Here is a 23063-nt window from a genome sequence, read left to right on the forward strand (position 1 = left end):
AAGACGACGAGCCAACAAAAAAGGGGCGGATTTCCTTGCCGCAAAGGAAACGCGCCCCCGAAAGAACAGGCGGTGCTCAGGCCAATGGGCAGGAAACCTAATATTTTTCAGGCCTGCGTCACTTTGGCGAGGATTTCCAGATTTTTCTGCATCCGCTTCTGATCGGCCTTGCGGTTTTCCTTGTTGGGCTTGTCCTTTCTTTTCCGAATGAGCCGGGTCTTATAGGTCTTGGACGGCATGACGTTCTCCCTTGTTTCGCCCTCTTTTGCAGCCTTCATGGGCCGGCCGACAAACGCTTAGGCCGACATTCTCCAAAACAAAGGGTTAGCTCGTTGAGCTAACCCTTATCATTCCTGGTGGAGCTGAGGGGAGTCGAACCCCTGACCTCTTGAATGCCATTCAAGCGCTCTCCCAACTGAGCTACAGCCCCAGCGACGTGTGCGCGTTCCTATAGCAGCCGATGCCCGCCCCTGTCAACTCCCTTTTGCATGAACGGTTCAGGGCACGAAGTGAAGGCATTTGGTCATTCCCTCATCAGGAGCGAAGTGTGCTTGAGAAGGCGCTAATTGAGCATTTCCGCCAGAACTCGACCGTAGTCCTGACATGCCCTCATGCCTTCGGGGGTGTTCACCTTATGTTCCAACAGGTTAAAGGAACCCAGACTCGTCATACGCATCTTGAAGACGTGTTCCATTGTGTCATAGATGTACTTGGGTGCATCACCGCTATGAGTGTAGGATCCGAAAGCGCCGCCGACCTTGCCCTCCAAGCCGGCTTCTTGAGCCATGAAAAGAAAGGTTTTCATGCTCTGGGTCATGTCCCGGTGATACGTGGGGCATCCAAAGACGTAAGCGTCATAGCCTTGAAGCTCTTCAGCTTTCTTGATGTCGGAAACTTTCTTGAGCACCGGTTCATGGCCGGCAAACCGCACACCCTCTGCGATATAGTTGGCCATCTTTTCCGTGTGACCCGTTCGACTCACATACGCGATGAGCACTTTCATCAGGCTTTCCCTCCTTCGGATTTCTTTTCAAAGGTTTTCTTTTCACCACATTGAGGGCACTTCTGTGGCTTACAACGACCTTCCTTTTCAAAACCACATTTGGTGCATTGAAACACAGCCATGGGTTTACCCTCTCCTTTCATCTTTTGGTCTGTTCACTAATTCGGATCGATTATGTCCAATCACCCAGAAGGATTTGATTCCGCCGAGCAGCAAAAACTCTTTTTGCCGGCACCGCATACAGGACATTTCCAATCGTCGGGAAGGTCCGAAAAGGGAGTGCCCTGGGGTATCTTACCTCGCTTGTCTCCGCGATCGGGATCATACACGTATCCACACGTGGGACCTCCACACCGATAACAGTCTTCCGGTCGAGCCATGATCTTCATCCTCCCTGCCATCTACTGGTTTTTTGATTCGGCCTCGCCCGCTGGACATGCCTTTTTCGTAAAATCAGTTCGCCGAAAGGTTCTGTCAACGGAGTCCGCATAAAAAGTTCCGACAAGGCTCGAGTCTATGCACATCGACATCAACCAAGACGTCTCACAAAACACAGGGCTGGTCGCGAAGGATCTGAATTATCAGAGGAAGTGCGTAGCGGGTTCTGACAGGGAGAAGGGCGAAGGATCGGCCGCGGGCACAAAAGGGCAAGGGATACAGTCGGATCAGTCATCCTTGAGCAGAGGCTCGTAATGACGACGAAACCCTTCGGCGTATTTCTCAATCCAGTCAAAGACCGCTTCCTGGCCCAAATCTCTTCCGGCTTTCTCGCTTTCGATCCATTTGTGCTTAAGGATCTCCTGCAATTGAAGATGAATGTAGTCCGAAAACGTCAACTCTCTTTTTTGATCCATTGCTAGACCCCCACACTTCAGTGCGGCTGCGCAGGTTCGACCCGCATTCGCCACGTGTGCCTGGCTTTGACGACCCGACGGGCAGCGCGTGAGAGCATTTTACATAGGAGCGCCCTGGGCCGCAATGCATTCTTTGGCCGAGCAGCGCATCGCCTCGTAAGAATCCTCTGGTAAACGATGCCATCCCATGAGTCAATGTCACTGCCCGCGCTCCGTTCCTTACACTATAAATGCCGAAGACATCACACACAATAGTTTCCTGACAACCCGATCAGAGAAACGATTTTCTCCCCCTGATTTCTTGACACCTTTTCACACGCCCGCTCTTGAAGACCACATTTCGCGCTCATGGTGGCCCTAGTTTAGCTGGCGAGCAGGATAAAAATCCCTAACGAAAAAGGAAACAGTAGTAACCCCGCACTGGAATGGACCAGCCATAGGCCGTCGATTTGGTCAGCAAAAGAGGGTGTGTGAGGGAAGAAGGAGTCGTTAAATCAGTTCGAAGGCAAAGATGGAGGGCCAATCGTCAAAGAGAGATGGTGCTGGAGATTCTCAAGGGTCACAAAACCATCGCGAATGTGGCACGCGAGCACGATGTCATCTGGACAAACCCCAACGCGGGTCTAATGACCGCGAAAATCCACCGGCAACCACATTGGAACCCGAGGATCTATGGCGCATCTGAATGAATGCAGCGTCGAACGGCCGAACTTCCTGGCAATCGGCATGGTTGCCTCGGGTAGGGGCCGGCCGGATGTAGGGTTCATATGTTGTTTCGGAATGTCGTCCAAATGTAGTTGCCGGATGGGCTGCAGATGTCGCTGCCGGATGCGGTGCAGAGGTTTATAACGGTCACAACCCGTGGGTATGGGCAGGGGGTGAAAATGTCGCCTGCCCCGATGTTTCCCCCCCCACCACCTCGTGCCTGCCTTTTGCGCGCGCCCATTGATACCGGGGCACCACGTAGGGGCAGGCCCCTGTGCCTGCCCTAATAAGGGGCAGCCACAAGGGCCTGCCCCCACATGATCCGGACAGACAAGCCCAGAGCAGCGCGGTCACGATAACGAACATTGTGGTTTTGAGTCCTAGGGGTCAAGCCCCGGGTGTTTTTCTGGTCGTTGTTTTTCATGGCGTTTTAGTCGGCTGGGTCCGCCGCCACTTTGTTTGGGATCTCTTCGGCAATGACGTGGCGAATTTTATCGTGGCCTTTTCACCGGATGTTGCCGAACGGCTCATTGAACACCTTGATGATGTTGCTCAGTTGGTCCAGCTCCGCGTGCCGCCACTATTTTCATCGTTCCACGAAAGATCGGTCCCAAGGGCATCGCGATTTTTCCGATCCCAGTGCCAATGCACGGGGTTTTCCTCAATGTGTTAACGAATGCGGTTTGAAGACGATTCGTCACGGATAATATGTTCATAAAAATTACGTTGCCATACAGGAATACCGGGGGTGTTTCGTATTTGGTTTATGCGCCAGGCGAAAATGTTTTGAATTGTCGTATGATTTCCGCCAATCCATGTCGTTTCCAAGGGGTGGTCGGGGCGGGTTTTGTCGGGGCGGGTTCAGAACCCGCCCCTACAGACATGTCATCGACGATCCATAAGTTCATGAACAGGTTAGGCATGACCAAAACGCATCCAATCGGAGGTGGTTCACATGCTGTGGTGGATCGCGCCACGTTGCCCGTACTAAATCACCCAATGGATTCAACCGCATCTCCCTACCCACCACATCCCCAAACAAACACGCGCGGCCCCGTGTTCAGATGGTCACGAAACATGCCCCTACCTGCCGGTAGTTGTACCCCTTCGGCCGCAGAAAGCGGCGACGATGGGGCGTTGGATCCAACGTCATTGGCACCACCTCCTCGTGATGAAAAAGGTGCCTGAAGGATCAAACCGTTAATCCGAAACAAAACGGTCCGGAAATGGCCGCTGAAGCGCCAGGCCTATTTCACACCGGCATTTCAGGCGCAGGCCGCACCAGAGGCCCATACTTGGACTCAGAGTTGAAAGCCAACAGCAAGAAGATGGCAATCCGTGGCTGTGTCATCCCATAGAGCACATCTGTTTTCAGCTTATCGCCCTAAAGGGATTGGTTGCCCCAAGCGGGTGGTCCAGAAGCTTTGAACGCTTGCGCTGATCATCCGCCGGATGGGTTGTCTCATTGGGTTGCATGTTTTTATGAGCCGTGTTCGCCAAACCTTTGCCGAGGTCTCACCCGGCTGGTCTTGGCGTTCAGTTCTTTTTTAAAACGCCGTTTCAAAAGCAGCCGGTTGAGATAGGTAAAGGGTGGCCGGGCCACCTTCACCTTGCCGTTCAGCGCCCTCTCCGGTTGATACAGGAGATCGGTGATGTGGATGGCCGGCCCCTTGCGACTTAAAAATCCGGTGCATCCGGCGCAGTACGTGACGATGGTTCGGCCGGAGGCTTCGCGATGGCGGATCTCAGCCCAGCCTTGAGCCCACTGGGGTTTCACAAAGCCGACCATGCCGCCCTCCCCGCAGCAGATTGCGCGCCGCCCTCGGTGTTTCATTTCAACGACTTTGACTCCCGTGTCGGATAACAAGCCACGCACCGCCTGGTGCGTCGCCGCCTCCTCGCGCAGCGAGCACGGATCGTGGACGCTGACTTCCAGACCGTTGTGGTGCGGGGTTGGCCTAAACCCATGGGTGTGGATGAATTCATAGACCGTTTCCACGCAGATTCCGTTGCCGTAATGGCTGAAAATCTTGTAACAGTTGGGGCACGCCACCAGCACCCGCCGAACACCGTGATTCGACAAATAGCCGATCATTTCTCCGAACACGTGGTCGAAGTAGGCCTGCCGCCCCAGGTCATGCGACGGCTTCGTGCAGCAGTCGAGAACAACCCCCAGCGTCGGGATGTCCTTTTGGAGATCCTGAAACAGGCGCACGGTCACTTCCGGCCGGGTGCCCGGCAGGGCACACCCCGGGAAAAACACCGTGTCGCAGCCCTCGGGCAACCCGTACCATGAAAAGGCCGGTGAGATGCCGATTTTCTCATAGTTCAAAATCGGCCTGTAAACGGACGCATCGAAGTGCCCGTCGGTGACATACCGGCGCCGAATTTCCAAAAACAGCTCAAACGGATCAAGTTTTTCAGGGCAGACGGCGCGGCACAAACCGCACAGACTGCACTCGTAGGCCATCGCTTGGTGCCGGGGGGAATTGAAATTCAGGGCCGCAATGGCCTTGGGTGTGCCGTAGTGCGATAGAAAAGCGCACTGTTTGACGCAAGCGCCGCATTCCGTGCACCGTTCGCGGATGTCGCGCACGTAGGGTTCGATCTTCGGGGACGTGCCTTCATCATCGCCGACTTGGACAGGCAATGGGTCGACCGTTGTGGGTTTGCGCAACCGATTGCGGCAAAAGTTCAGCGCCCGGCGCGTCAGCAGGGGAAAAATCCCCAGCAGCGCCAGGGACAAGAGGAGCCTCGGCGAGAGGATTTGGCCTGGCGATTCGATTTGGCCGAGTTGGCTGCCGGCATTGACGAATACCGCCGTGCCCGGCAGCATCCCTAACTGGGAGACCCAGTAGAACGTCCGCAGGCGCATGGGAGTGAGCCCCATGACCATGTTGATGACGAAAAACGGAATGATCGGCATCAGGCGGAGGGCGAACAGATAAAAAGCACCTTCTTCCTGAATGCCGGCGTCGACCCGTTTCAGCTTGTCGCCGAACCGGCGATGGACCCAATCCCGCAGCAGGTACCGGGAAAGCAGGCAGGCCAGGGTGGCTCCGATACTGCTGGCGAAGGACACAACAAGGATGCCTGCCAGGGTGCCGAAAATCGCCCCCGCGGCAAGTCCCAGCACAACGGCACCCGGCAGGTTAAGGGCGATCACCGGAATATAGACGGCCGAAAAGGCGGCAACCGCCCTCAACGGATGTTCATGGTAGGCATCCTGTAGGCGCCCTTGATGCGCTTTCACACTTTCCAGTGTGAACTGCCGATGAAGCCCGGTGGTGAAAAACAGAACGACCAGGATGGCCATCCCCACCACCAGAAGAAATCGTTTAGATTTTAGCATCTACTTCTTTTCCGTCTCATAGGGCCATGCATCCATACCTTTTTCTAGGATGAGCAACCGGCTTTCCTCAACCCCTTTTGATTTGTAGAAATCCACGGTCTTTTTGGCCCCACCACCACCTCTGGGACAAACGATGATAATGTCCTCTGTAGAGGATTGAATCTTGGGCAAAAGTTCCGCCAAGCGCGCTTTTTCTGCCTCCGTTTTGACCGGATACGCGTTGGTTTCGATCGCCCCTTTAATATGGCCCTTGGCGTACTGTTCGGCCGGGCAAATGTCCACGATAATCATTGGAGACCCGGCCGCAAGACGCGCATTGAGATCTTCGGCCGAGATATAGTTGTATTGTCCGGAAGCATGCGCCAGACCGATACCGACAACACCGGCCAAGAAAACAATAGAAAGAATGAAAAGCTTCTTTTTCAAGGCTTATCTCCTCATGTGAATCATGGTTTACTGAAAAAACACGCTGCTTTCGAGGTTTTAGCGCAAATGGTGCGAAAGGACCCTTCGGCTACCGTGCTTCGGATGCCGTTTCGACCGTGGCGGGCCTCTGTTGTTCGTCATGGGCTTTTTAACCTCTTTCGGCGTTTCACACTGATCCTTTATTCCAGGGGTACTTGCTTCATTTCCGGCCACTCATAAAAGGATGCGCCGTCGTTGCGCGCCTTTTCAAAGCCCACCATCCTTAGGACGAGAGCCATTTAGGCTGATCGAATGCCGCCTGTCCAATAGACCACAATGTCATCTTCCGGCTTCAAACCAGCCGCTTGAAACATCTTTCCACGCTTTGTATCCGCCATCGAGGATTTTGACGTTGCGGATTCCTGCCTTCAGGGCCATCCATGCAAAACGTCCGTCTTCGCCCCACCCCGAGGGCTGGGCATAGACCACCAGGGGTGTTTCACCATCGATACCCAAGGCTCCCAACTTCGGCGACAGTTGCTCTTGGGGCAGCAGCACGCCCCATCGAGGGTGTCTCGGCTTGCCGCGCATATCGGCAAAAGATTGCCAAGGAACAGACGCCGCCCCGGGTAGATGTCCGTTGTTATAATGTTTCTCGGGACGCGCATCGACCACAATCACCTTGCATAAGTTCTGCGTAAGCCACGAGGTCTCCACAAAAAGCATGGCTTTGATCGAATCCATGCTCGCGCCGTCTTTCATCGCGAACACGACACATTCTCCAGAGATCAAGGCGACCAGGGATAGAAAAATGATTTTTTTGATCCTTACTCGAATAAATCCTCTGTCCCCCGATACGCCATCGTAAACTTGGCCTATGACAAAGTCGAAACGTCCATCCACTCGATAAACATAAATTTCTCAAGCTAAAACCATATCATGGATCATCATACATCTTGCATCGTCTGACGTCCTCAACTTTTCAGACTACTTCAACGACAGCCTTAATAACGAATAGGAAATATAGATGCATGAAACAACAGTGTATCGAGCGTTCCAATACTCATTCGAACGCCCGGCACACATGTAACGACCCCTAGGAATCAAGGCCAAAATGTGCGTTATTGTGTACGCGGTGCTCTTGGCTTGTCTGTCCGCATCAAGAGCAACGAGTGGTTACCCTTCAGCATCCGCTCCAGGCCTTGACAAACGGCTTTGGGCCTGAAGAGTGGAAGGCGGTTTTGGCGGTTGCCCTGAGGAAAAGGCGTTGGGTTTTAGCCCTTGTCTTTTTTCCTCTATATCAGACCGAGAGCTGGCACGCCCTTTGGGTTGTCCAGGCCGTTGCGCTCCGGCCAATGCCTTTACTGGGGCGGTTTCCTAAGGAAAAAGCGATAGACCCACCACGTTCGGCTCGCCGGCTAAGCGGCGAGTTCATGACGACACGCAACCGGGCTCACCTAACCAACTCTTGGGGCGGCCTCTCGGGGTTGTCCACTTGAATCCACCCCTCGATGCTCTCCTTGCCCTCATGAAAGGACAAAAACAGGTTGAGCCGGATACATTCCTCTTTAAGCCTTCTCATGAACCGCTCGATCATTCCAGGGGTGATGTCTTCAGGGCGAAGACCCAAAGCACGCACCAGCTCGAGATAACGTTTCGACGTGAAGACGAGCCCGTTGTCACTTCTCAGGGCAAGCCCCCGGGAGGCGGCTTTATTCTGTTAAGGCGGCGAATGAGCGCATCTTCCAAAGCCCCTTTTCGCCACCTTGGCGTTATATGGCCGGCTCATGCGATAACCCATAACCTCCCGGTACCAAAAATCGATCAGCGCAACCCCATGACACCGGCAGGAATTCGAGTAGAAAAAGTGGGTCATATCCGTTGCCCAACGCTCACGGGGACCTTCCGCCACCGAGGCTTTCTTTTGAACACGAAGCCGCATGCCTCGATGACATTGAGACAAGGTCCAACCATGGCGCGGCATGATTCGATGGGCCTTTTTCTTGTTCACAATCAAGCCCATAAGCCGGCGAAGCATGACAGTGATCCTTCAATAAGAGCACCCCTTTGAATGGGCAGAAGCATTCAAGATCGATCCCGGCCTCTATAAGTGGTCATTCCCCAAGGTCGACGGGAAATACGCCGATGCGGCCATGAAAATGATCTACATGTCATCTGCAACCTGGGGATCCATCGAACATGTGGAAGAAAAGGTCATGGACATCTTCGAACAAAACGGACAGCCCCTCAAACATGGCGGCCGTCTGCGCTCCGGTGAGCTGCATCTCCTGCGATTCGATAACACCCGCAACACGACGGAACTTGAGATCAAGATCGACAAGGCCGGGACTCATATATTTTTCACCGAACATGTGCGGCGGATTCAACTCGTAAGTGCAACGCAACAGTTTGGAATAGGGGGGCAAGCTGAGCTGGCATCGTGACCCTTCTTTCCAACAAGCACGGGAAGCACATACGAGACGCTGCGCACAACTTACCCAAGAGCAACGAGACCAAATCCACGCCCTGATGAAAGCCGGACATAACCAGCTCAAGATCGCTGGGATCATCGACGAGGACATTCAGCGCGTTGTGGACAAACGCAACAACCGACCCCGGAAATGCCTTGGCATGAAAACACCCAACCAGGTCTGTTTCGACACTGACCCACCCGTTGCACGAGCACGTTGAAACCGCGAGCCAATTTCGCAGGCGGAATACCCGGTTCGGCTGCTGCTAAGACTGAAGATGCGGGCCAAACGGGTTGATGTTATTGCGCTTTATCGGTGCTGATGGAGCCGTTTTGCCTCACAGGTGGTGCCGGCATCATCCGCATTTTCTTTGCGCAAAGACCTCTGATGGCTGCGCGTGCCGTGCCCCCTGACGGACCAAAAGAGTACCCCAGCACGCTGAAGCAAGCGCTTGGTCACATGTCCTAGCGAGGCGCGACTGGAAGCGATGATGGATGAGGCTGAAGAACCGTCCGCTCAGCGCTGATCCGCAAAGGTGTGCCCCGGACGGCGAATTGGCGCCTCTTTAGGGGTGTTCTTCACGTGGAGGCGCCAAAATAGGCCAATGAGGCTATCACCCCAAGACACCGCCTTCCGCGGCAGCGTCAGCGGATCATCAGCGATGGTCGCGGGCGCACGCACACAGGTGGTTGCGCTCTGGTAACCGGCTTCAGCCACGGCTTCCACAACGCGCCGGTCGTGACTGCCGTAGGGATAGCAAAAGTGCATGATTGGCACACCAAGCACATCTTCCAGCTTGTGCTTGGAGCGGGTAACTTCTTCGCGGATGCGCTGTGTCTTCTCATTGGCCAGCCTGACGTGCGTGACCGAATGCGAACCAAAGTCGATACCTTCACGATGCAATTGGCGAAGACGCTCGGCACTCATCAGCGGTGGCGTGTCGCGGCCATCCATAGCAAACCAGCTTGCTCGCCGACCGAGGAAGCCTGAAATCAAATACACCATGGCCGGAAAACCATACCGTTTCAGCACCGGAAAGGCGTACTCGTAAAAGTTTTCATAGCCGTCGTCAAACGTTAGCGCCACCGCACGCGGCGGGATCTCTGCCTCACCCCGCAGGCAAGCCAAGACTTGATCCATCGACAGGACGGTGTAACCAAAGCGCGCCAGATAGGCCATCTGGCCGGCAAAGCGGCGATGATCACAATAGGTTGAGCGATGCGCCTTCATCGGCGCAAATTCACCCACCTGGTGATACATGAGGATGTTGATTCCCCGACTCATATCCAATGGTCCAGCAACTTTGCGTAGAGCCCACGATATTGCGCAATAATGGCAGCTTCGGAAAAGTCGCGCTCAATACGAACAAGGCCGTTGGTCACCATGTGTTTTTGAAGGTCAGGATTGCGGATGACGTGTTCCATACCGGCCGCCAGCGCAGCACCATCGTCACATGGAACGACCCAGGCATCTTCACCGGGGCGGGTGATCTCGCGTGCGCCACGAAAGGCAGTGACAACCAACGGCTTGCCGTAGGCCCACGCTTCGAGGATGACGTTACCCAGAGTTTCGGCCTCGCGCGAAGGGAACACCACCATATTGGCCATATGGAACCAGGGGGCTGGATCGTGCTGCCACCCCGCCCATAGAATGCGCTCGGCCACACCCGCTTGGCGCGCCTGCTCTTTCAGCGGACCGGCCAATTCCCCATCCCCCAACACCACCAGACGCAAGCGTCGGCCATTAATTTCGGCAGGCAGGCGACGGAGCGCATCGATCAGGTAGCGGTGCCCCTTAACGTCGATCAACCGCCCGGGAGCCAGAATGGTCCAGTCCTCCGGCCGCACAGCGATACGCCGGCGCAGCGCCGCCAGCGCTTCTGCCGCCACCGCGCGGGGTGGTTCAGCAAAATTGGTGATGTGAAACACCCGCTTGGCGGGCAAACCGCCCCGGATCATCCAGTCGCACAGCCCCTTGGTATTGCCGATCCAGGCATGAGCATGCCTGAAGGCATCGAGCTTGTAATAGCCACCTAAGCGCGCCACATGGACCTTACCGCGACCGGGTTGTATGCGGGTCAGTCGGGTCGCGCGCCCCATATAGGTTTGTACGATGGGCGCTTCACTGCGGGCAATGAGCCTCGAGACGGCATAACGCGAAAAAGGATCCCACACCGTGCTGTACGGCAGCTCATAGTGGGCCCTGCCGGCAAAATGATGCCGGGCGAGTTCAGAACCGCGTCGCACCGCCACCTCAACCTCTTCGCCGTGGCGCAGCATGGCGTTAATAAACCGTACAAACCAGCGCTCGGCACCGCCCATCCGCGGGCTACCGATCATGTGCAGGGATTTCATCGCTCGTTATCCAAAACCTTGTGGTAGATGACGAGGCTGCCGCCGCACCTTGCCTCGATCGAGAATTCGCGCAGCACCATCGCCCGACCCGCTTCGCCCATGGCTCGCCGTTTGTCAGGATCCGCCGGCAAAAAGACAGTGCCCTCGTTAAGCCCCTTAAGATTTTGGGCTTAATGAACATGCCGGTACAACCCTCTTCGACGGCCTCGGGGATGCCACCAACGCACGTGGCAACAATAGGCACGCGGGCTGCTGCGCCATGTACCAGCGATATCCACAATCCTTTCATATACGCTAAATGGACGTTGATGTCCAAACAAGGAAGCCAGCGGGCCAAATCCTCGCGAAAACCCGCGAACAGAACATAGCTCGCGAGTCCTTCTTGTCTGACGTGTCGTTCAAGTGCTGCGCCATGAGGCTCCTTGCCAAAGGACACAACTCGCGCATCGGGATGCCTATGTACCATCTGGGGCAGGATGGTCTGCAGGTGGCGGTGCCCCTTGCGCGGAATGAGCTGAGCGATCATGCCGTGGGTGAGGGGGGTGCTCAGGCAGTCCGAAGGACTCTCAAAAGGCATCGCATTCGCAGGCGTAGAGAAAGGGGGATGCATTCACGGCGCTACGTCCGCTCACGACGTGCTCGGGGGGAATGCCTTCCTGCAGAAAAAATCTGACCATTGCCCTCACAAATCATGATGATCTTGGCAGAGAGGCCATATTAGTGGTATGCGAACCAACGTGGTTCTGAGTCGTCCCCCCGGCGTGGAAGTGCGGTGGAAATGCCCGCGCGGCGGGCGGCAATCCCACCTATTCATCCACGCCGCGGCGGCTGTGTTCATGCACAAGATCGGGACGAATCTCGTCCATCAGTTGGCGCAGGCGTTGGGTGAACATGAGGTCGAGCACCTCCTCCATGCGCATCTCGACGACTCGAACCCATAGCTTCGCCTCGCGCGCGATGTCGCTCCCCTTAGTACAAGCGAGGATGTTTTCAATGCCGCGGGCGGCCAGGCCCTCGAGCAGCTCGAGCACCTGACGGGCCGAGCACCTGACGGGAGTCGCCGTAAAGGTGGCGGCCGGCCTCGATGTGCAAAACTTTCCACGGGATGTCTCCCAAAGGGCGTCTTGGGCTCACACCTGCACCTCGTCCAAGGTGATCTCGCGCATGCAGGTGAACGCTCCCGCGCAGGTGGAGCGGTGGCAGGGGAACACGCCAGCGCATGATCGGTAGCCCGCGTTGGCGGGTTATCGTTTGAAGGTACGCACATGCCGTCCATCGAGAGCCATAGGCAATCCCTCCAAACAAAACCAGGTAAGGCCACCCATGTTGAAAGGAGACGGTGCGGATCGACCCGTTTTTTGGCAAGAGAATGACCAGTACGTCCAGAAGGAAGACAAATGAGAATGTGGAAATGCAGCTGATTTTTAAGGCATGGCGTGCCGCTTGAAAGACCCAAAAGGCTGCGACAAGGAAAAGTCGTGCCGATCACACCCACGCGGACGAGGATCTCCAGATAGCTATGGTGGAATTGTGCAAAGTCACGAATTAAGGGTTGCCCGACAACAAGGACCCTTGGGCTGGCGCTATCCATGTCCGGGTTGTGCTCGACCAGAGGAGGCAGTTCGTCAGCCTTTTCGGGTGTGTCCAGGTGGGGGAATCAGAGGCAGCGTGTCGATGCGGTCCTCGAACGGGGCTGTGAATTCGATCCTGTCGACTGAAAAGTCGGCCATCTGGCGCGCAGCAAGGTATTGAAAGGGGAGGGCGACGAAATCGATTGCAACCTGCGGCTTTTCAAGGGAAAGCGACGCGGTCATCAAGGAAGAGGGATCGTTATAAGTAAGAGCAGGCTAGGTGGAATGTTCGCATCGACATGACAATGCATTATCCTTTTTGGGGCGGATTCCACTCCGTCAGTGAAACTGAACATTTTGGAATAGGGGTCTCCAAGCTGAATGAGCATTCTGGCCCTTCTTTTCAAAAACCGTTGGAAGCACGCATGAGAGGCGACACACAACTTACCTAAGAACAATGGCACCAAAACCACGCCCTGATGATAGCCGGGCGTAACCAATCCAAGATCGCCGCCATCAACGGTGTCCACACGTCCACAATACGCCGGGAGTTGCGGCGTCACCGTGGTCTGCGATGTGATCGGCCTAAGTCGAATCAAAAGGTCGCACGCAGACGCCGTCATGCCAGAAGACCTGGACGCATGAGCCGTGGCGACAGGCGCTTGGCCGGACGGCTGATACGCGACGACTGAAGCGCCGAACAAATCAACGTGTGGCCTGCTCAGGCGGGACCTTTATCCATCAGCCACGGATGGATCTGTAAATATGTGCTAAGGACAAGCGGCGTAGCGGCGACCAGCCCCGTCATCTGCGCTGTTAGTAGGCGCGCAAAATGCGTTGTGGCCTTTACGACCGGCGAGGTTGGCTTCTCAATCGCGTGTCCATCGATGAGCGTCCGGTCATCGTGGCGCGTCGCGGCGTATCGGTGATGGGAATCTTGAGGCCATCATCGTTAATGGACATGAGCAAGTTATCGTCTCCCTGACCGAGCGCACAACACGTCTGGTGCTCATCGCCAAAGTGCCGACCAGGTGAGCCGAGGGCGTGAAAGACGCTGTGCACAAAATGCTCTCGCCATCGTCCGCCCACGTCCACACCATCACCTCGGATAACGGTAAAGAGTTTGCACGCCATGAAGCCATGGCCCAGGCACTCGCTATCGACTGCGGTTTCGCTCACCCCTGTGCCTCGCGGGAGCGAGCGAGAACACGAACGAGCTCATTCACCGGGACTTCACCAAGAGCGGTGACTTCACCACGATCACCGACGAGGACATAGAGCGCGTTATGAAAAAACGCAATAACCAACCCAGGAAATGCCATGGCATGAAAACACCCAACCAGGTATTTTTTCGGCATCAACCCAACTGTTGCACTAGTGAGTTGAATGGATGATCCTAAAATAATCACTGGTCAACGTCCAGCGTCGACTTAAGGACGTTCATGTTTTGGCGCATGACCGTTTTAAAAACGGCATATTGGGTTTTTTTCGTCAGCGCTTCAAATTGCCCGTGGTGCGGTCAGCTCACCTGCCCGTTGGGAGCTGCAGGCATGGAAGTTGTAGCTGGGTTTTAGCAGCCGTAACCGGATTTTTTTCGGAGGCGGTGGCGCTCTCGACCTGAGATAGATTCAATTCGGGGTGACACACACGCCGAGCAGCGAAAAACCAAGTCAATCGTGAAATCAGGACTGCTTCTGTTACTTTGTGTAACCGCCGTGTATGCTTGCGCCCACACCGCACAGTGTCACGTAGAATCGAAGACAAGCGGTGTATCTCTCTATGAAGGGGTAATAAGCTTTTAAAGGGGCTGCTGAATCAACTTCAAGCGATCCGTCGTGGTGAATGTCCCATGTATCCCTCATGTTCAGAATACAGCACACAGGCATTTGCCCGCTATGGTTTTGCAAAACGATAGGTGATAAGCACGGACAGACCGATGCGCTATCGACATGGAGCTTGCTACCTGCGGACTGGGAAAGCTCATGGCCGAGCTGGCCGGTTTGGCATGCGAAAGCACGGATCGGGGGAGTAGTCGATGAAAATGAAGCTGACCCTTACCGTTGCCGACAACGGCAACCTGCAGATCCATATGCCAATACGGATCCGGCGCATGCGCGGCCGCCACACGGTCATCGCTTCCCGGACCCTGGATGGAGAAATCACAGGAGCGCAGGAACCGGTGCCGTCTGGCGACCTGCAGACAATGGGTAGGGCCTTTTCCTGGGCCGACATTCACGAATCCGGCCAGATCAATTCCATCAGCGAGCTTGCCAGTATCCTTGACGTCGATGGCTCGTATGTGGCCCACATCCTCAAACTCACGACCCTGCCTTCGGACATCGTTGAAGCTCTCATTAACGGCGAGGAACCCAACGGGCAATCACCGGCCACGCTGCCCCAGACCTTTTTTGAGAACTGGGCCGAGCCGCGCCGCCGGTTGGCTTTGCCACCGACTGGCGACCGGACCGGAGACCACTCCAGAGAGCCGACCATCGGCGTTGATTTTTTTTCTTTGGGAGGCAGAAAGGCGGATTTGACGGCGTTTCTTTTCACGGCCGAAACGGTCGATTTCGAAAAAAACGTCCGATTGCGGCATCGAACGATGACACATGACAACCGCCCAAAATGGCAATCAGCCGCAAACCCATATCATCAAGGATGTGGCTTTCCGGACGAACTTCGAACTTGGTCCGGAGAAAACAAAGAATCAGGGACCAAGCAAAGAAAGAAGGCGGGAACATGAGGAAAATCAATGGTGCAAAGAGATGCTTTGGAAAGATGTTAAAAAGGGCGAAAATCCTTTAGCAGCAAGGGGATAAAGAAAACCCGTCATCCCCGGAGAATGACCCGAGAGAGACGGGGGTTTGTCTTTTCTAAATGGTGGAGGCGGCGGGAATCGAACCCGCGTCCGAAGGCCTTCCGCTTAAGCTTCTACATGCTTAGCCACGGTTTTAACATTCGCTTTCGCGGGCTCCCCGTGTGCCGGATCCTCTGAAAGCTAGCCCTGACGGTTCTCGTTTTCTCGGCTTAGGGCGAAGCCTCGAAAACCAGCCTGAAGAGTCGACGCTCCTTTCGGTCGTACAGGCTTAGACCGAAGGAACGGCAGCCGGCTTAAGCGGCTGCAGCGTACGCATAGTCGTCTGCGTTTGCTTTAACCCCGACCTGAATACGGGCGGCCAGGACCCCCGGCATGCTTCTTAAGCTTCATGACCTCCGTCGAACCCTTTTCGCCCCCTCACTGCAAAATGCGCCGTGAGCGCTGGAGCGGGAAATACATTCAACATCGCTTGTCATCGACAGTACTGTTTTATAAGCGAGTTGATGAGCGCCGTCAAGCGGCAAAGGGGCGTGGAAGAGCTTGTAGGGAGCGATTTTTTTCAGTATGAACGGGGCTGTGGGAAATCAGAGCTCACATCATGGAAAAGAGGCGCGCGGCATGAATGGCTATGAAGAGATCATTCGAGGGTACTTGGACAAGGCATGGGCGCGATCGGAACATGTGCTTCAAAGAGCCGTGCCCGCTGTCTCGAAGGCTTCGGGCGCTTTGAGCTTTCAGGCCTTTGGGCGGCGATGTACCGTCGAACGGGAACGCGTCTTCTTTGACGGCATCGCGGATGTGGGGCCCAGGGCGGTTCTTACCGCCATTTACATGGCCCATGTGCCCGAACAGGCTGCGGCGCTGCATCCGCTAAAGGCCTTCAAGGAAATTCCCAACAGCGGCCCTTATCAAGCGGCATTTGCGGTCCATGCCGAACAGGTCTTGGTGCCGCATGTGCCAATGATCAAAAGGCACTTGGATAACCTTCTTCACATTTTTTCAGGACACCGAAACACAGATGCTCCATCAGGCGATTTTTCCTTTACCCTGTATCCTCTGCCGCGCCTTCCTCTGTACTACATCGTTCACGAGGCGGACGACGAATTTCCTGCAGCGGTAACATGTCTCTTCGGGGGTGGAGCTGCGTCCTACATGCCTCTCGATGCCCTGGCGGATGTGGCCGAATACACCGCCCAAGCGCTTCTGGAACACGGCGCGGCTATGGAGGCTCAGCGAGGCTGATGGTGCCTTTCGGGATTCGTGTCGTTCCAGGAAACATCACAGCATGCTCTTGGATTGACAGGCCTGCCGTGCTTTGCTAGGGAGGACGCGAATCTGGTGTTGTCATGAAAAAACGTTGACGCCCAGACTGCCCGGGGTTGTGAGCGCAGGCGAGGGCGATGGTTGACCTGAGGGAGCTGAAGATGACGCGACGAGAGTTTTTTAAGGGTATCCTCGGAGCGGGCCTCAGTTCGAGCATGGGCCTTCTGTGCGTCAATTCCGTTCTCGCCGCGCCGCTCATTCAAAGGTGTTCCGGTGTTCTCAGCTTCTACAACCTTCACACCCACGAACGGCTCACAGTGCGCTACATGAGCCAAAGCGGGCGGCTGGATCACCGAGCCCTGCGCCGTCTGGATTACCTTTTTCGGTGCCATTTTACCAACACCGTGCGCCCTGTAGACCGTCACCTTTACCTTTTGTTGGATGCGGTGCGCCAGCGTCTTGGAGCCACTGGGCGGCCTTATCTTTTGGTTTCCGGGTACCGATCCCCGACCTACAATGAACATCTTCGCCGTCAGGGCCGGGGGGTGGCAAAAAAAAGCTACCACATGAAAGCCAAGGCCGCGGATGTCTTCATCGAAGGGGTTTCCCTAGATGCTCTGGGATCCGCCGCTGCCGACTTCAAAGCCGGCGGTGTGGGGACCTACAGGGATTTCATCCACCTGGATGTGGGGCCCGTACGGTATTGGTAGCTTCCGAAGTGAACGGTTCCAGCTTTAAAGCCTTCACCAAAAGCTTGTCCCGGTCGTAAATGTCCCGCCGGAAGTGGACGGTGCCGTCTTCACTGACCCAGGCCGTGATATAAAGCAGATGGACCGTACAGGGCCTGAGCAGTGCAATGATGTGACGCTTGCCAGAGGCAATGTGCTTTTCCAAGGATTCCCGGGTCCATTTGGGATCGTCTTGAAGAACGAACAGGGCCAGGTCCAGCGGCTTTTCCAGTCGAATGCACCCGTGACTTAAAGCGCGGTGCGGTCGCTGAAAAAGATGCCGGTCCGGCGTGTCGTGGAGATAGACATTGAATCGGTTGGGCAGCACAAACTTGATGCGGCCTAGAGCGTTCCATGGACCCGGCAACTGTCTGATCCGCCACGGAAAGTTTTCCGGCCGTACGCGCTGCCAATCGATGACCCTGGGATCCACGCCGAGGGTTTGATCCCCAAAAGTGGCCAGCAATTCATAATGATGACGCTCCAGAAAGGTCGGATCCTTACGAATTTTTGGCAGCAATTCTTTCCCTACAATACTTTGAGGCACATTCCAGTAAGGATTCAGTTCCACGTAACGTATGACTTCGCTGAACACGGGCGTGGAAGTGGCGCTTCCTCCCACAATGACCCGCATTTTCAACACGCTGGCCCCATGCTCGTAGGCCGTCAGCGAATAGTCCGCCGTGTTGACCACAAGGTAACGGTCCCCCCAGGAGCGGGGAAGCCAGCGAAGGCGTTCCAGATTTGCCAGCATTTGCAAAAGGCGGTCCCGAGGGGACACGTTGAGGGCTTTTGTCGTTTGCTTGCCTACCACACCGTCCACGGCAAGCCCGTGGCGTTTTTGAAATCGCCGAACGGCCGCGAGCAGTTTCGCGTCATAGGTGTCGGAGCTCTTGTCGGACTGGTTGTCATAATCTCCAAGACGATACAATTGACGGCGTATGAGGGGCACTCGAGAATCCCTCTGGCCGGGTCGAAGGCTGGGGCCCTCAGGCACAACAGGCCAGGGCTCTTTCATGGAAGCCATTTTTCGCTGCGCAGCGACCGCGGCCACAAGGCGCCAGTAGTCTTCGTCCGGCGGCGCAAAACGGCGCAGGGTGCGACGAAGATCATGATGGATGAGAAATTCTTCCAACCCGGCGCGAAGATCCGCCCGGTGGGCCTGAGACACCCACAGAGGGTCCAGTGCCGACGGATCCACGCGACCCGATGACAGGTGAGAGAACAGAATCAGAAAGGCGTCGGTGAGAACCAGATCCAGGTGCGCCAAAAGGGTGGGTGAAACGGGGCGTTGGGCTTCCCGTGCGGCGTCCAGAATCGAAAGGAGGGCGGAAAGGCACGCCAGGTGGTAGTCTTCGGCATTGAGGCCATGGTTGGGGGCTTCCTCTCGAAGAAAACGCACCAGGTCCTTGGCCCACGGAGATGGCTTTGAGCCGTCCAGCCACGCCGGCGCATACCGGCGGTTCCGATAAAAATCGACCAGCTCTCGGGCCGAAGGAAGCTTTTGGCAGGCGGCATAAAGGGTGCCATCCGCTTCGGGGTGGCTCAAAATGAGCTCCAAGGCCCCTTCCACCGTAGACTCTTCTGCGTGAGCCCGCGGGCTGTTCCAGACAATAGCGCCGCAAAGGATCACCAGGGCCAGGGAAAGAATTTGATGAAACCGATTTTGTGCGAACCCTTTCAACATGATCACTGCAGGCACGCTCCCGGATTTGAGTGTTTCGCAAAAAGCCGAACAGGTTACTGTGCCTATTTGACACGATCGTGGGCCTTCTGCCAAGAGAGGATCGTGGCGTCGAAGGGGACAAAACTGCCCAGGCCGATACAAAAAAAAACATTTCACAATCTGATGGACATCTGCTAAGAGAATACGTGGCTATGGCCAAGGTCTTCAAGCGGAAAGGGACCGGCAGAGGTGTTGTGAAGGATTTTCACAAGAAGCGGGACACCCTGGAGTCATTAGTCTTGGTCACCCAGGTGGGGTTGACCATGGCGGGCAGCATTCTGTTTTGCCTCCTGGTCGGCTACTACTTGGATAAGTGGTTGGGCACGCGATACATTTTTCTCGTCATTTTTATTGTCCTGGGGATCGTTGGTGGGGCGGTAACGGTATACCGTCAGATTATGGGGCTTCCGAAGAAATGAATGTGGACCCGCGAAGTAGCGACCTTAGGACGTATTATGACTACCAAAGGCGCCTGACGCGCGTGACTTTTACCGGGGCGGTCGCGGTGGCCGTGGGACTGTATGGTCTGGGGTATGTGGCCGTAGCCAAGGGGTTGGTTTTAGGGTCTCTGTTTAGTGTCGTGAATTTTGTGATCATGTCCCGCGTTTTGCCTTATCAAATAAGGGCCGGCGGGACGAGAAAAAAGGCCACATCTGTGGCGATGTTGTCCTTTGTGTTGCGCATGGGCCTCTTTGCCATTCCATTGTTTGTAGCATTAAGGAATCAGCAGTTTCAGTTTTGGGCGGTTGTTTTGGGACTTCTCACTGTCCAGGTGGCCATCTTCATTGATCATGTCCTGTTGAAGCACTGCCTTGGGCTGCGGTCCACCTAGCCGGCTGCCAAAATGCTCTTGTGTCCGACCGCCCTGCGACAGCCGTGGCCCATGAGTTGTGGAGTGGTGAAGACGTACCGAGTGCGCCGTGATGCTGCACGTTCCGTGCTTTGTCGTTGTCCGGCAGGATTGGGTTTGTAGCGCTAGAGGGCCTGGGAGGTTAATCGGAGTCAAGTATGGAAGAACTCACCCACATATGGCAATGGACTCTGGAGCTGGCAGGTTATCGTCTGGTGTTCAATGCCATGACGATCGTTATGACCCTCATTATTATGGGTATTTTGATCCTTTTCGCTTTATTCGCCAGACGTAAGACACAATATATACCCAATCCTTGCCAAATGGTGGCTGAAATTTTTGTCCAGTCGTTTTGGGAACTGACGAAGGAAGCTCTGGATGAAGAGCTTGCCAAAAAATATTTCCCGCTTATCTGTTCACTTTTTATGTTCCTTCTGCTCTCCAACTGGATTGGTGTCGTCCCGCATATGAACGAGCCAACGAAGGATTTGAACACACCGCTTGGGTTGGGTATTATGGGTTTTTGTTTAGCCCACTACGCCGGAATTAAAACAAAAGGTTTCGTAAACTACGCCAAAGAGTATTTTCAACCCGTTTTCTTCATGATGCCACTCAATGTGATCGGTGAGTTGGCGAAGGTGGTATCTATCTCTTTTCGTCTTTACGGAAATATCATGGGAGGATCTATCATTATCCTTGTCGTCACACACTTAGTCTACGGTTTACTGATTCCTCCTTTCCTATATGCGTTTTTTGGGCTTTTTGTCGGAACAGTTCAAGCGTTCGTGTTCACGATGCTGACTCTTGTCTACATCTCGGTGCAGGTAAAGTGATCATGGCATGGGAACAGGTGGATTGGATCCGAGCGGCCGCTGGCCTTGGGGCAGGAATTTCTATTGGGTTTTCGGCAATCGGGGCTGCCCTTGGGGAAGGATATGCCGCGGGTAAAGCCAGCGAAATACTTTCGTACCGACCTAGGCTAGCCGACAAGATCTTGAAAACCATGCTGGTCGGCCAGGCTATCGCCGAAACCGCGGGCATTTTCGGATTAGTGGTTGCCATGCTCATGCTTTTCAGCTCCGTATCCGGCAAGCCGATACTAACGGCATGGGCTTATTTGGGTGCTGGTTTGGCGATTGGCTTGTCGGCGATCGGCTGCGGCATAGGGGCGGGCATGCCGGCTGGAGGGGCCTGTTTGGGCATAGGTCGGCAGCCGGAGGCTTCGGGCCCCATAACGACCTTGATGCTTGTGGGCTCTGGAGTTGCTCAGTCTACAGTCATTTATGGTTTACTTATTGCGCAGCTATTGCTTTACAAGCGGTTGCCGGAGGTGGCCACGTTCCCTCACATTTGCGCTCTTTTGGGTGCCGGTTTGGCCGTGGGGTTTGGAGGTAACGGGCCGGGCCTGGGAAAGGGTTTCGCGGCCGAGACAGCGGCGTATCAAATCGCCCGCAATCCCGAGAACGCGACCATCCTGATGCGAATCATGCTTGTTGGACAAGGTGTAGCGGAGTCCACCGGCGTCTATTCTTTGGTGGTGTCATTGTTGTTGATTATGATGGTCTAATTGGGAGGAGGTGTAGAGAGACATGGAAATTTCGGGAGTTGATTTCATTCGAGGAATGGCCTTTCTTGGCGCCGGTCTTGCCATGGGTTTGGGTGCCATTGGTCCGGGAATTGGAGAAGGTTTTGCCGCAGGAAAAGCCTGCGAAGCGATCGGGCGCCGTCCCGAAGAGGCGGGGCTTTTGACGCGGACCATGTTGGTGGGCCAGGCCGTGTCCGAATCGACCGGGATTTACTCTTTGGTTATCGCGCTGCTGCTTTTGTTTGTGGTGAAGTAAACGCGCCCCAGCCCGAACAACGAGTCAGCCATGATCAGCTTAAATGCAACGATTATCGTCCAAGTGACCTTGTTTCTCGTGCTGCTGTTCGTCTTGAACCGCCTCATGATTCAGCCAATCCATCGGCTTATTCTGGAACGGGAGCGGGTCATTGAGGAGAAGGAACGAGCGCTGGATGCTGCGGCGCGGGACCTGGAAGAGATGCTTGAGGCATACAAAAAGAGGCTTCGCACCGCGGAACAGGAAGCCCAAAGCGCACGTGCCGCGTTAAGGGCCAGAGCCGCGGAAGAAGCCCATCGAACCCTCATGGCGACCCAGGAAGAGATCGTGGCACTGCGCCAAAAGGTGCGGGCCGATGTGGAAGAAGAGCTGGTCAAGGCTCGAAAAGGGCTGAAAAAACTTGCGCAAGTGCTCTCTTACGAGATTTCCACCAAAGTCGTTGGACGGAAAATCTAGAGGGCTTGGAGTCTGAGCATGGTGCGAGCCTGGACAAGATGGTGGGGCTTGACGGTGATCGCTGTGGTGTGGGCCGAACAAGCCTACGCGGCCTCATCGACCATTTTCGGGATAGACAGAGCCCTATGGGATTTATCATGGCGATGGATCAATTTCGGCATTCTGGTCTTCTTTCTCATGAAGTACCTGAAAGGGCCGTTGGTCAACTTCGTCAAGGAACGCCGCGACGCCATTGCCGGCGTTTTTGACCAGCTGAAAGAAAAAGAGGAGTCCCTGGATCGCCGCCGCCGCGAACAGGAAGAGCTCCTGGCCCAGTTGGACGAAAAGATCGAGAGCATCAAGGCTTACTACCACGAGATCGGCCAGGAAGAAAAAGAGAAGATCCTCGCCCAAGCCGAACGCCTTCGACGACAGATTCTTGAAGAGGCCCAGCAGACGGCGGCGCGGGAATTTGAAGAGGCAAAAAAGAAGTTTCGTGCCGAGGTGGTGGAAAAAGCGGTCGCCTTAGCCGAAGAACGCATTCGCAAAAAAATCACCAAAAAGGACCAGCGCGCACTGGTGAACAACTACCTCACCCAACTGGAAGCTCTGCAAAGGACACCCGAGTCTGCCGGGCCATGAGGGCTTTGATGCACGAGGAGTGGTGGCGAGAGCGAAGAAAAGGGG

26 protein-coding genes, 1 tRNA gene, 1 other RNA gene and 2 pseudogenes are annotated in these 23063 nt (G+C 55.2%); 14 read left to right on the plus strand and 16 right to left on the minus strand.

Features of this window, described 5'->3' with window-relative positions:
- Nucleotides 1-107: 107 nt before the first annotated feature.
- The 10 genes from EDC27_RS16765 to EDC27_RS17050 all read right to left on the minus strand — a co-directional run bounded on the left by EDC27_RS16765 (nt 108) and on the right by EDC27_RS17050 (nt 7916).
- Entirely contained in the window at nt 108-239 is a 132-nt protein-coding gene (locus EDC27_RS16765) for a hypothetical protein (protein WP_281273137.1), read from the minus strand.
- Nucleotides 240-354: 115 nt separating this feature from the next.
- Nucleotides 355-430 (minus strand) — tRNA-Ala (locus tag EDC27_RS08775).
- Between the two features lie 132 nt (nt 431-562).
- Complete coding sequence (locus EDC27_RS08780; protein ID WP_211334835.1) at nt 563-1003, minus strand: flavodoxin domain-containing protein; 441 nt, start codon at nt 1001-1003, stop codon at nt 563-565.
- Complete coding sequence (locus tag EDC27_RS16895; protein WP_123290256.1) at nt 1003-1125, minus strand: RCKP-type rubredoxin-like domain-containing protein; 123 nt, start codon at nt 1123-1125, stop codon at nt 1003-1005. Before EDC27_RS16895 ends, EDC27_RS08780 begins: the two co-directional genes overlap by 1 nt.
- Before the next feature lie 60 nt (nt 1126-1185).
- Nucleotides 1186-1383: a rubredoxin gene (locus EDC27_RS08790; RefSeq protein WP_123290534.1), complete on the minus strand. Its 198-nt coding sequence runs from the start codon at nt 1381-1383 to the stop codon at nt 1186-1188.
- A 285-nt stretch (nt 1384-1668) separates the two neighbouring features.
- On the minus strand, nt 1669-1857 hold the full coding sequence (locus EDC27_RS08795; RefSeq protein WP_123290257.1) for a hypothetical protein: 189 nt from the start codon (nt 1855-1857) through the stop codon (nt 1669-1671).
- Between the two features lie 2185 nt (nt 1858-4042).
- Nucleotides 4043-5914 (minus strand): VTT domain-containing protein, encoded by a 1872-nt coding sequence (locus EDC27_RS08810; protein WP_123290258.1) that lies wholly within the window; start codon nt 5912-5914, stop codon nt 4043-4045.
- Complete coding sequence (locus EDC27_RS08815) at nt 5915-6340, minus strand: rhodanese-like domain-containing protein (RefSeq protein ID WP_123290259.1); 426 nt, start codon at nt 6338-6340, stop codon at nt 5915-5917.
- 318 nt (nt 6341-6658) lie between these two features.
- A complete protein-coding gene (locus EDC27_RS08820) occupies nt 6659-7222 on the minus strand; it encodes a rhodanese-like domain-containing protein (protein WP_123290260.1) in 564 nt (187 codons plus the stop codon).
- A gap of 550 nt (nt 7223-7772) precedes the next feature.
- On the minus strand, nt 7773-7916 hold the full coding sequence (locus EDC27_RS17050) for an integrase core domain-containing protein (protein ID WP_123290261.1): 144 nt from the start codon (nt 7914-7916) through the stop codon (nt 7773-7775).
- Between the two features lie 556 nt (nt 7917-8472).
- Between EDC27_RS17050 and EDC27_RS08835 the strand changes: the two genes are divergently transcribed.
- Together EDC27_RS08835 and EDC27_RS17150 are read left to right on the plus strand one after the other, a co-directional pair.
- Nucleotides 8473-8763: a hypothetical protein gene (locus EDC27_RS08835; RefSeq protein WP_148045718.1), complete on the plus strand. Its 291-nt coding sequence runs from the start codon at nt 8473-8475 to the stop codon at nt 8761-8763.
- Between the two features lie 121 nt (nt 8764-8884).
- A pseudogene (locus EDC27_RS17150) lies at nt 8885-9010 on the plus strand (IS30 family transposase); the annotation flags it as partial.
- A 296-nt stretch (nt 9011-9306) separates the two neighbouring features.
- Here EDC27_RS17150 and EDC27_RS08840 read toward each other — a convergent pair.
- From EDC27_RS08840 to EDC27_RS08855, 4 genes are all read right to left on the minus strand, one after another.
- Nucleotides 9307-10074 carry a polysaccharide deacetylase family protein gene (locus tag EDC27_RS08840; protein WP_123290264.1) on the minus strand — a complete coding sequence of 256 codons (768 nt, stop codon included), beginning with the start codon at nt 10072-10074 and terminating at the stop codon, nt 9307-9309.
- Nucleotides 10071-11144 (minus strand): glycosyltransferase, encoded by a 1074-nt coding sequence (locus tag EDC27_RS08845; protein ID WP_123290265.1) that lies wholly within the window; start codon nt 11142-11144, stop codon nt 10071-10073. The genes EDC27_RS08840 and EDC27_RS08845 overlap by 4 nt, the downstream gene beginning before the upstream one ends.
- Nucleotides 11119-11754: a glycosyltransferase gene (locus EDC27_RS17055; RefSeq protein WP_123290266.1), complete on the minus strand. Its 636-nt coding sequence runs from the start codon at nt 11752-11754 to the stop codon at nt 11119-11121. Before EDC27_RS17055 ends, EDC27_RS08845 begins: the two co-directional genes overlap by 26 nt.
- A gap of 196 nt (nt 11755-11950) precedes the next feature.
- Entirely contained in the window at nt 11951-12175 is a 225-nt protein-coding gene (locus EDC27_RS08855; protein WP_123290267.1) for a glycosyltransferase family 4 protein, read from the minus strand.
- A 1019-nt stretch (nt 12176-13194) separates the two neighbouring features.
- On the opposite strand from EDC27_RS08855, the pseudogene EDC27_RS17155 reads away from it, so the two are divergent.
- From EDC27_RS17155 to EDC27_RS16525, 3 genes and pseudogenes are all read left to right on the plus strand, one after another.
- Nucleotides 13195-14101: pseudogene (locus EDC27_RS17155) on the plus strand (IS30 family transposase).
- 442 nt (nt 14102-14543) lie between these two features.
- Nucleotides 14544-14630 carry a membrane protein insertion efficiency factor YidD gene (gene yidD, locus EDC27_RS17060; protein ID WP_407923348.1) on the plus strand — a complete coding sequence of 29 codons (87 nt, stop codon included), beginning with the start codon at nt 14544-14546 and terminating at the stop codon, nt 14628-14630.
- A gap of 120 nt (nt 14631-14750) precedes the next feature.
- Entirely contained in the window at nt 14751-15458 is a 708-nt protein-coding gene (locus EDC27_RS16525; RefSeq protein ID WP_245994408.1) for a hypothetical protein, read from the plus strand.
- 135 nt (nt 15459-15593) lie between these two features.
- Here the strand turns inward: EDC27_RS16525 and ssrA are convergent.
- Nucleotides 15594-15950, minus strand: a transfer-messenger RNA (tmRNA) gene (gene ssrA, locus EDC27_RS08880).
- A 201-nt stretch (nt 15951-16151) separates the two neighbouring features.
- On the opposite strand from ssrA, the gene EDC27_RS08885 reads away from it, so the two are divergent.
- Both EDC27_RS08885 and EDC27_RS08890 read left to right on the plus strand, forming a co-directional pair.
- Complete coding sequence (locus EDC27_RS08885) at nt 16152-16775, plus strand: DUF3786 domain-containing protein (RefSeq protein ID WP_170161721.1); 624 nt, start codon at nt 16152-16154, stop codon at nt 16773-16775.
- A 182-nt stretch (nt 16776-16957) separates the two neighbouring features.
- Nucleotides 16958-17506, plus strand: coding sequence for a YcbK family protein (locus EDC27_RS08890; RefSeq protein WP_170161722.1), 549 nt, complete (start codon nt 16958-16960; stop codon nt 17504-17506).
- Here the strand turns inward: EDC27_RS08890 and EDC27_RS08895 are convergent.
- Nucleotides 17469-19211: a L,D-transpeptidase family protein gene (locus EDC27_RS08895; RefSeq protein WP_245994440.1), complete on the minus strand. Its 1743-nt coding sequence runs from the start codon at nt 19209-19211 to the stop codon at nt 17469-17471. The two genes, EDC27_RS08890 and EDC27_RS08895, sit on opposite strands and share 38 nt — an antisense overlap.
- Before the next feature lie 191 nt (nt 19212-19402).
- Between EDC27_RS08895 and EDC27_RS08900 the strand changes: the two genes are divergently transcribed.
- The 7 genes from EDC27_RS08900 (at nt 19403) to atpF (ending at nt 23018) form a co-directional block, all read left to right on the plus strand.
- The gene (locus EDC27_RS08900; protein WP_123290536.1) at nt 19403-19669 is read left to right on the plus strand and encodes an AtpZ/AtpI family protein; all 267 of its coding nucleotides are present in this window, start codon (nt 19403-19405) and stop codon (nt 19667-19669) included.
- Between the two features lie 2 nt (nt 19670-19671).
- On the plus strand, nt 19672-20082 hold the full coding sequence (locus EDC27_RS08905) for an ATP synthase subunit I (protein ID WP_170161723.1): 411 nt from the start codon (nt 19672-19674) through the stop codon (nt 20080-20082).
- A 176-nt stretch (nt 20083-20258) separates the two neighbouring features.
- Nucleotides 20259-20933 carry a F0F1 ATP synthase subunit A gene (gene atpB, locus EDC27_RS08910; RefSeq protein WP_123290274.1) on the plus strand — a complete coding sequence of 225 codons (675 nt, stop codon included), beginning with the start codon at nt 20259-20261 and terminating at the stop codon, nt 20931-20933.
- Nucleotides 20934-20935: 2 nt separating this feature from the next.
- Nucleotides 20936-21667: an ATP synthase F0 subunit C gene (locus EDC27_RS08915; protein ID WP_123290275.1), complete on the plus strand. Its 732-nt coding sequence runs from the start codon at nt 20936-20938 to the stop codon at nt 21665-21667.
- A gap of 22 nt (nt 21668-21689) precedes the next feature.
- Nucleotides 21690-21941 carry an ATP synthase F0 subunit C gene (gene atpE / locus EDC27_RS08920; protein ID WP_123290276.1) on the plus strand — a complete coding sequence of 84 codons (252 nt, stop codon included), beginning with the start codon at nt 21690-21692 and terminating at the stop codon, nt 21939-21941.
- Between the two features lie 30 nt (nt 21942-21971).
- Entirely contained in the window at nt 21972-22397 is a 426-nt protein-coding gene (locus EDC27_RS08925; RefSeq protein ID WP_123290277.1) for a F0F1 ATP synthase subunit B family protein, read from the plus strand.
- Between the two features lie 18 nt (nt 22398-22415).
- Entirely contained in the window at nt 22416-23018 is a 603-nt protein-coding gene (gene atpF / locus EDC27_RS08930) for a F0F1 ATP synthase subunit B (RefSeq protein WP_123290278.1), read from the plus strand.
- The last annotated feature ends 45 nt before the right edge of the window (nt 23019-23063 follow it).

The organism is Desulfosoma caldarium (genome assembly GCF_003751385.1).
In the GTDB taxonomy this organism is placed as follows: domain Bacteria; phylum Desulfobacterota; class Syntrophobacteria; order Syntrophobacterales; family DSM-9756; genus Desulfosoma; species Desulfosoma caldarium.

Coding starts and splice junctions, on each gene's coding strand:
- EDC27_RS08885 (WP_170161721.1), top strand. CDS start 16,152: ATGAATGGCTATGAAGAGATCATTCGAGGGTACTTGGACAAGGCATGG.
- EDC27_RS16765 (WP_281273137.1), bottom strand. CDS start 239: ATGCCGTCCAAGACCTATAAGACCCGGCTCATTCGGAAAAGAAAGGAC.
- EDC27_RS08925 (WP_123290277.1), top strand. CDS start 21,972: ATGATCAGCTTAAATGCAACGATTATCGTCCAAGTGACCTTGTTTCTC.
- EDC27_RS17050 (WP_123290261.1), bottom strand. CDS start 7,916: ATGATCGAGCGGTTCATGAGAAGGCTTAAAGAGGAATGTATCCGGCTC.
- EDC27_RS08810 (WP_123290258.1), bottom strand. CDS start 5,914: ATGCTAAAATCTAAACGATTTCTTCTGGTGGTGGGGATGGCCATCCTG.
- atpF (WP_123290278.1), top strand. CDS start 22,416: ATGGTGCGAGCCTGGACAAGATGGTGGGGCTTGACGGTGATCGCTGTG.
- atpE (WP_123290276.1), top strand. CDS start 21,690: ATGGAAATTTCGGGAGTTGATTTCATTCGAGGAATGGCCTTTCTTGGC.
- EDC27_RS08845 (WP_123290265.1), bottom strand. CDS start 11,144: ATGAAATCCCTGCACATGATCGGTAGCCCGCGGATGGGCGGTGCCGAG.
- EDC27_RS08840 (WP_123290264.1), bottom strand. CDS start 10,074: ATGAGTCGGGGAATCAACATCCTCATGTATCACCAGGTGGGTGAATTT.
- EDC27_RS16895 (WP_123290256.1), bottom strand. CDS start 1,125: ATGGCTGTGTTTCAATGCACCAAATGTGGTTTTGAAAAGGAAGGTCGT.
- EDC27_RS08915 (WP_123290275.1), top strand. CDS start 20,936: ATGGCATGGGAACAGGTGGATTGGATCCGAGCGGCCGCTGGCCTTGGG.
- atpB (WP_123290274.1), top strand. CDS start 20,259: ATGGAAGAACTCACCCACATATGGCAATGGACTCTGGAGCTGGCAGGT.
- EDC27_RS08900 (WP_123290536.1), top strand. CDS start 19,403: ATGGCCAAGGTCTTCAAGCGGAAAGGGACCGGCAGAGGTGTTGTGAAG.
- EDC27_RS08795 (WP_123290257.1), bottom strand. CDS start 1,857: ATGGATCAAAAAAGAGAGTTGACGTTTTCGGACTACATTCATCTTCAA.
- EDC27_RS17055 (WP_123290266.1), bottom strand. CDS start 11,754: ATGCATCCCCCTTTCTCTACGCCTGCGAATGCGATGCCTTTTGAGAGT.
- EDC27_RS16525 (WP_245994408.1), top strand. CDS start 14,751: ATGAAAATGAAGCTGACCCTTACCGTTGCCGACAACGGCAACCTGCAG.
- EDC27_RS08835 (WP_148045718.1), top strand. CDS start 8,473: ATGAAAATGATCTACATGTCATCTGCAACCTGGGGATCCATCGAACAT.
- EDC27_RS08895 (WP_245994440.1), bottom strand. CDS start 19,211: ATGTTGAAAGGGTTCGCACAAAATCGGTTTCATCAAATTCTTTCCCTG.
- EDC27_RS08890 (WP_170161722.1), top strand. CDS start 16,958: ATGACGCGACGAGAGTTTTTTAAGGGTATCCTCGGAGCGGGCCTCAGT.
- EDC27_RS08780 (WP_211334835.1), bottom strand. CDS start 1,003: ATGAAAGTGCTCATCGCGTATGTGAGTCGAACGGGTCACACGGAAAAG.
- EDC27_RS08790 (WP_123290534.1), bottom strand. CDS start 1,383: ATGGCTCGACCGGAAGACTGTTATCGGTGTGGAGGTCCCACGTGTGGA.